Annotated in this window: 5 protein-coding genes; all 5 read right to left on the bottom strand. The window is 69.6% G+C overall.

The genetic code is table 11. From position 1 onward, the window contains the following. On the bottom strand, positions 1-945 hold the full coding sequence (locus JWQ05_RS05265; RefSeq protein ID WP_299655594.1) for an aspartate carbamoyltransferase catalytic subunit: 945 nt from the start codon (positions 943-945) through the stop codon (positions 1-3). 71 nt (positions 946-1,016) lie between these two features. Continuing rightward, positions 1,017-4,001 carry a response regulator gene (locus JWQ05_RS05260; RefSeq protein ID WP_299655591.1) on the bottom strand — a complete coding sequence of 995 codons (2,985 nt, stop codon included), beginning with the start codon at positions 3,999-4,001 and terminating at the stop codon, positions 1,017-1,019. Positions 4,002-4,205: 204 nt separating this feature from the next. Then, positions 4,206-4,478, bottom strand: coding sequence for a hypothetical protein (locus tag JWQ05_RS05255; RefSeq protein ID WP_299655588.1), 273 nt, complete (start codon positions 4,476-4,478; stop codon positions 4,206-4,208). Between the two features lie 203 nt (positions 4,479-4,681). Next, the gene (locus JWQ05_RS05250; RefSeq protein ID WP_299655585.1) at positions 4,682-5,452 is read right to left on the bottom strand and encodes a potassium channel family protein; all 771 of its coding nucleotides are present in this window, start codon (positions 5,450-5,452) and stop codon (positions 4,682-4,684) included. Positions 5,453-5,475: 23 nt separating this feature from the next. Next, positions 5,476-6,846, bottom strand: coding sequence for a pentapeptide repeat-containing protein (locus JWQ05_RS05245; RefSeq protein ID WP_299655581.1), 1,371 nt, complete (start codon positions 6,844-6,846; stop codon positions 5,476-5,478). Positions 6,847-6,863: the final 17 nt, after the last annotated feature.

The following is a 6,863-nucleotide window of genomic DNA, read 5'->3' as shown; positions in this document are numbered from 1 at the left end:
TCACGCGTTCGGCAGGTGCGTCGCCAGCGCTTCGAGAACGGCCATGCGGACGGCGACGCCCATCTCGACCTGTTCGCGGATGAGCGACTGCGCCCCGTCGGCGACCTCGGAGGAGATCTCGACGCCGCGATTCATCGGCCCCGGATGCATCACCAGGGCGTCGGGGGCGGCCAGCCGCAGCTTGTCGGCGTCGAGGCCGAAATAGCGGAAGTATTCCTTCACGGAGGGCACGAAGGAGCCGTTCATGCGCTCGCGCTGCAGGCGCAGCATCATGACGATGTCGCAGCCCTCCAGGCCCTTTCGCATGTCCGTGAAGACCTCAACGCCGAAGCGCTCGATGCCGGTGGGGAGCAGGGTCGAGGGGCCGATGATCCGCACCCGCGCGCCCATGGCCTGGAGCAGGATGAGGTTCGAGCGGGCGACGCGGCTGTGCAGGACGTCGCCGCAGATCGCGACCCGCAGGCCTTCGATCCGGCCCTTGTTGCGCCGGATGGTGAGCGCATCGAGGAGCGCCTGGGTCGGGTGCTCGTGGGCGCCGTCGCCGGCATTGACCACCGCGCAATCGACCTTGCGGGCGAGGAGGTGCACGGCGCCGGCCGCATGGTGGCGCACCACGATGATGTCGGGCCGCATGGCGTTGAGGGTGGCGGCGGTGTCGATGAGGGTCTCGCCCTTCTTCACCGAGGACGAGGCCACCGACATGTTCATCACGTCGGCGCCGAGGCGTTTGCCGGCGAGCTCGAACGAACTCTGGGTCCGCGTCGAGGGCTCGAAGAACAGGTTGATCTGGGTGCGGCCCCGCAGGGTGGTGCGCTTCTTCTCGACCTGACGCGAGAGCGCGACGGCCTCCTCGGCCCGATCGAGCAGGGTCTCGATGTCGGGTCGCGAGAGGCCCTCGATCCCGAGCAGGTGCCGGTGGGGGAAGCTTTGGGGCGCGGCTGTCATGCTGGGCCAGGGCTATAGGCCCGGGCGGGTGGGCCGGCAAGGCGCGCGAGGCCCCCGCCGGCCTCAACGGGTCAGATTCCCGGCGCCACCAGAGGGCGCAGGGATTCGGCGAGATCCGTGAGGCTCAAGCCCCCCTTCTGCAGCACCCGGTCGGCGCGGCCGGCCAGGCGCCGTCGGTCGTCGGCGGTGATGTCCTTGGCGGTCAGGACGACGACGGGAATGTCGCGCCATTCGTCGCGCTCGCGCAAGGCCCGCAGGAAGCCGAAGCCGTCCATTTCCGGCATCATCAGGTCGAGCAGGATCAGGCAGGGCTTCTTTGCCGCCGTCGCCTCCAGGCCCGCGACGCCGTTCTCGGCGGAGGCGACGCGCCAGCCCTCGCGGGTCAGCATCGCCGCCATGCGCTCGCGGGCGTCCGGATCGTCGTCGATGATGAGGACCGGCCCCTTGTGCTCCGAGGGCTTGAACCGCTCCATCGCGGATTTGAGCTGGTTCCACTCGATCGGCTTCTGCAGGTAGTCGGTGGCGCCGAGCGAGAAGGCGAGGTTCTGCTCGTCGAGCACCGTCACCATGATGATCGGGGTCGCGCCGAGATCGGGATCGGCCCGGAGGGTCCGCAGCACCGACCAGCCGTCCATGCGCGGCATCGTCACGTCGAGGAGGATGACGCGGGGCTTGAGTTCGCGAGCCCGCTCCACGCCCTCGCGCCCGTCCCGGGCCGTGGCGACGGTAAAGCCGTCCTTCTCCAGGAAGCGGGCGAGGAGGTCGCGGGTGGCCGCGTCGTCGTCGATGATGAGGACGTGGCCGCCTGGGATCGGCAGGGCCTCCCGGGTCCGGTGAAGCGCGTCGTGATCGTGATGGGCCACGGCCTCCGGGCTCGGGGCCACGTAGGTCGCGGGCATCAGAAGCGTGAAGGTGGTACCGGCTCCTTCCCGGCTCTCCACTTCGATACGCCCGCCCAGCATCTCGGCGAAGGCCCGGGTGATGGCCAGACCGAGGCCGGTACCGCCGAAGCGCCGCGTGGTGGAGGCGTCGGCCTGCGTGAAGCGCTGGAACAGTTTGGCCTGCTGCTCCGGGTTCATGCCGATGCCGGTGTCGGTGACGCGGAAGCTCAGCCAGTCGTCGCCGTTACGCGGGGCCCGCGAGACCGCGAGCACGATGCGCCCGCCCTCGGTGAACTTGGCCGCGTTGCTCAGGAGGTTGATCAGGCACTGGCGCAGCTTGGTCTGGTCGGTCTGGGCCTCGCCGAGGTCGTCGGAGATCTCCAGGGCGAGGGTGTTGCCCTTCTTCTCGACGAGGGATTCGACGGTGGCCGCCACGTCGTGGACGATCTCCGGGACCGAGAAGGTCTCGGCGTAGATCTCCATGCGCTCAGCCTCGATCTTGGAGAGGTCGAGGACGTCGTTGATGAGGCCGAGCAGGTGGCGGGCATTCGCCTCGATCTTGCGCATGTCGGCGAGCAGTCCCTCCTCGCCGAGATCCTCGATCTCCTCCTGCAGCATCTCCGAATACCCGATCACCGCCGAGAGCGGGGTGCGCAGCTCGTGGCTCATGTTGGCGAGGAACTGGCTTTTCGCGCGGTTGGCCTCCTCGGCGGCCTCCTTGGCGGCCTCCAGGGCCAGCTCGGCCTCCTTGCGGGCGGTGACGTCGGTATGGGTGCCGACCCATTCGCGGATGCTGCCGTTCTCCTCGAGGATCGGCACGGCGCGGGCCGACATGATCCGCCAGATGCCGTCCTGGCGCCGGATGCGGTGCTCGATCTCGTAGGGGGACAGGCTCTCCACGGCCGCGTGCCAGGCCTCGTTGGTGCGCGCTCGGTCGTCCGGGTGGATCGCCCCCAGCCATCCGGACCCGGCGGCCTCGTGCGGGGTCTGGCCGGTGAAGCGGGTCCATTCCGAAGGGGTCACCTCGAAACCGCCCTCGGGGTTGGTCGTCCAGACGATGGAGGAGGTGGCCTCGGTCAGCGAGCGGAAACGCTCCTCGCTGTGACGCATGCGTTCTTCGGAGAGCTTGCGCAGGGTCTCGTCGGACACCACGAGCCCGACGCCGTCGGCCTGGACGCGACCCGACGCCTGGGTGCTGGAGCGCCCGCGTAGGGGGTAGAAACTCATCTGGAAGTGGCGCACCCCGCGCGGCGCGCTCGGCGTCGGCACCGCCACGTCGACATTGGTGGTGACGAGGCCCTCGTCGCGGGCGGCCTTCAGCTTCGGGACGAGCTGCTCCTGCAGGGTCGGCACGTTCGCCCAGATCGGCGCCCCGAGATCGGCCCCGAAGCCGCGCTCGTTCATGGTGGCGAGCGCCCGGTTCATGTGCTGGATCGTCAGGTCGCGGTTGAGGAAGCCGAGGCCGACAGGGGCGTTGGCGAAGACTCCGTCGAGGAGGGCGGCCGTGCGCTGCTCGTCGCGCCGGCGCACCAGGGCCAGGCGCCCGAGCAGCGCGACGGCGGCCAGCGCCGAGGCGATCGAGACCAGGGACAGCACGAGGGAAAGCACCCGGTCGCGCGCTTCGGTCGCCGCCAGGACGGTGTCGGCCTGGGTCTGCACGGCCTTGGCCGCCGCGCGCACCCCATCCATCGTCCGCTTGCCCTCGCCCTTCCGGGCGACCGCCACCGCGGCGTCGTAGCCCTGATCCCGGCGCAGTGCGATGATCCGGGCGGCATAGGTCCGCTTGGCCTCGACGGATTCGCGCAGGTCTCGGATGTGCTCCGGTCCCTGCGCGTCCGTCTCCTTCGTCAGCCGCTCGATGGTGTCCAACTGGCCGTCGATGGTGTCCTGCGCCGCCTGATAGGGCTCGAGATAGGCCTCGTCGCCGAACAACACGTAGCCGCGCATGCCGGTCTCGAGCTCGACCATGTTCGAGAGAAGGCGCTCGCTCTGGCTGAGGATGACGTGCTGGCGCGCCCCTTGTGCGCGGCTCGCTTCGCCGGCGAGGTAGTTCCCGACACCGGCCGCGACCGCGACGCCGATCAGCACCAGGGCGAGCGGAGAGCTCGGCACACCGGTGAGGAAGCCGGGCTTGCGCCAGCGACGGGTGGGGCGCGGAGCGGAGGCGCTGGTCATGCGGTGCGGTTCATGGGGCTGGAGATTCTGCGCGGGTGTGGGATAGCGGGCGCGTGACGCCGACGCTCGCAAACGCGCCGGCACCGGTTCCGTTCACCACAATCCCGCCGCAACGGACGCACCGGGCGGCAAGCCCGGTGCGTCGCGGCCCCGGCTCAGACCGTCACGCGGGTTCCGTCAGCGCCGAGGGCCGATGGGTCGCCCTCAGTAACGCGGGCCGTTGGTCGTGCTGCCGAGTTGCTGCTGGTAGCCCTCCTGGGAGGGGTTGCGGGCGTTCGGATCGCCGTAGCGCTTCGTGTTCTGCCGGCGCTGCTGACGCTCGGCCTTGGTGGAGCGGTGCCGCGGTGCATGGTAGCCGTTCTGCGAATGGCGCATCCCGGCGCTGGTGTGATGCGGCGTATAAGGCTTGGCCAGCGCCGCGAGGGGCGCGGCCGTGATCAGGAACGCGGCGGTCGCGGCAAGAATATTCGTCTTCATCGGTTCGTCTGTACTCCGTTGATGCAGGGACGTCGGCGATCGTGCCTGGGTCGATCTGCATAACGGAGAGATAGTGTCGCCCTATAGTGTTCGACGTGTAGGCTCGCACATGATGAGGTGGATTAAAAATTTCCGGGTTCAAGAATAGGCTGGCGGATATCCGAGGTGTGACTTGGCGCTCGTCGCAGCGCCAGGCGCTCGTGTCAGTCGCTGCCGTCATCGGGAATCGCGAGGCGGGTGCCGCAGGCCTTGCAATGGACCGCATCGGTGTCGTGGCGCTGGAGGCCGCAGGCCGGGCAGGGGAAGCGCACCTTGGGTGGCCGGAACAGCACCTGGGCGAGGCGCAGGAACAGGGTCACGCCGAAGATCATCACGGCGACCGAGATCAGGCGCCCCGACGTGCCCGGCAGGGTGATGTCGCCGTAGCCAGTGGTCGTCAGGGAGGTCACGGTGAAGTAGAGCGCGTCGACGGCATTGCCGATCGCTGGGTTGGTCCCGTGCTGGGTCGTGAAGACGATGCCCGTCATCACGAACACGAAGACCGCGAGGTTGGTGGCGGCGAGGATTGCATCCTCGTTGGCGCGGAAGAACGCGCTGTCGGTGCGCATCCGGTCGAGGAGTTGGTAGCTCCGCAACAGGCGCAGGGTGCGCAGGATGCGCAGGAACCCGGCCCCCTCCCCCACCACCGGCGCGAGGAAGGAGACCATCGCGGCGATGTCGGCCCAGGTCGAGAGGTGCCGGAACTCCCGCGCCCGGTTCGGGCTGATGGCGAGACGCGCCAGGAAATCGAGGAGCACGGCGAGGCCGAGGGCGATGTCGACCGCCTCGATCCAGGCGTGGCGGGGCAGGAACGAGGTCACCACCACGTACCCCACCGTCGCCACGTCGAAGACGAGGAGGCCGTAGCGGAAGCGGTGGGCGCGATCGGTGTCGCCTCCGTAGAGTTCGGCGAGACGCGCGGTGAACGGGACCATGGCTGTGGGAATGCCCGATTTCGTCAGCGCCGCAGGCGGTTGCCGAGGACGAAGCCGAACAGGCCCATCAGGATGATGCCGGCCGCCCCCTCGATGCCCACCAGCAGGTTGGTGACGCGGCCCACCGGCTTGATGCCGATCTCGGGCGGATTGGCCGTCATCATGTTGAGGGCGCTGTAGCTCACGAGATCGAGGGGATTGTAGGTCGGGCTTCCGTCGGCCCCCTCCGGAATCAGGCCGCCCGTGAGGCCGAAGAACGCCGCGAACAGGAAGATCAGGATCGCGAAGGCGCGGGCGATGCGCGACAGGCTCTCGCCGTAATCGCAGAGCCACTCGACGAAGCGGTCGGCGACCCATTGGTAGCCGTGCCGCACGAGGTCCGGTCCGGAGCGCGCCTCCCAGGCGGCGCGTGCCTGCGATCCGGCCTGGAGCCGGCCCATCCGGCGCCCGCGCTTGTAGGCCCAGCTCGCTGCGTCCTGGCTGCCGATGCTCTTGAAGTTCTGTTCCAGCGCGAGGTAGCTCGCCTGGGCCGCGGGGTAGTCGCGGGCGACCTCCTCGCCCACCGCGCCGCCGAGCTGGTCCACGCGCATCCGGGTGCCGTTGAGCCAAGCCCCGGCGAAGCGCGCGTGGCGCAGGTCGCAGGTGGAGAGGTTGAGGCGCACGAGGCTGGTCTCGGAGAAGTCGGCCTCCGACAGGTCCGCCCCGTCGAGCTTCACGCCCGTCAGGTTGGCGCCCCGCAGGCGCGAGCCGCTGAGCTGCGCCTTCTTCAGGCTGGCGCCCTCGAAATCCGCATAGGTGAGGTTGACGCCGACGAGCTTCACCTCGTCGAGGTGGGCGCCCCGGAAATGCGTGTAATCCGCGTCCGCCCCGGTGAAGTCGGCGCCCCAGAGATCGGCGCCGTCGAAATGGGCGCCGTCGAGGAGGGCCCGGCGCAGCTTGGCGAAGCGCATGGCCGCACCCTCGAAATGCGCGTCCTCCAGCATCGCGTCGTCGAAATTGGCCTCGCCGCCGGCGACATCCGAGAAATGGGCGCCGCTGAGATCTGCGCCCGCGAAGTTCGCCTCCTCCACCGTGGCCCCGGCAAAGCGCGCGGAGCGGCCGAGCACGCCGGAAAGCGTCGCGCCCGCGAGGTTGGCGCCCGAGAGATCCGCATCCTCCAGGTGCGCGTCGGTGAGGTCAGCCCCGGCGAGCGCAAGGCCCGACTGCTTGGCATCCCACCAGGCGGGGGGGTCGGTTCCCTCGCCGAGCCGCGCGTTCAGGGCGTCCCGCCCGAGCGACAGGCCCCTGAGGTCCCGGGCCTCGTCGCCCGCCACGAAGGGGGCGCCCGCCAGGGCCTCGATATGCGCCAGCAATGCGTCCGCGCGCGCGTCGGCCGGGTCCGCCTCAGGCGTCATGTCGGTTCTCCAGCGGA

Origin of the sequence: Methylobacterium sp. (assembly GCF_028290105.1) — a bacterium.
GTDB lineage: Bacteria > Pseudomonadota > Alphaproteobacteria > Rhizobiales > Beijerinckiaceae > Methylobacterium.
Note: the sequence above shows the minus strand (reverse complement) of the source record. Positions and strands in the feature narration are given on the sequence as shown.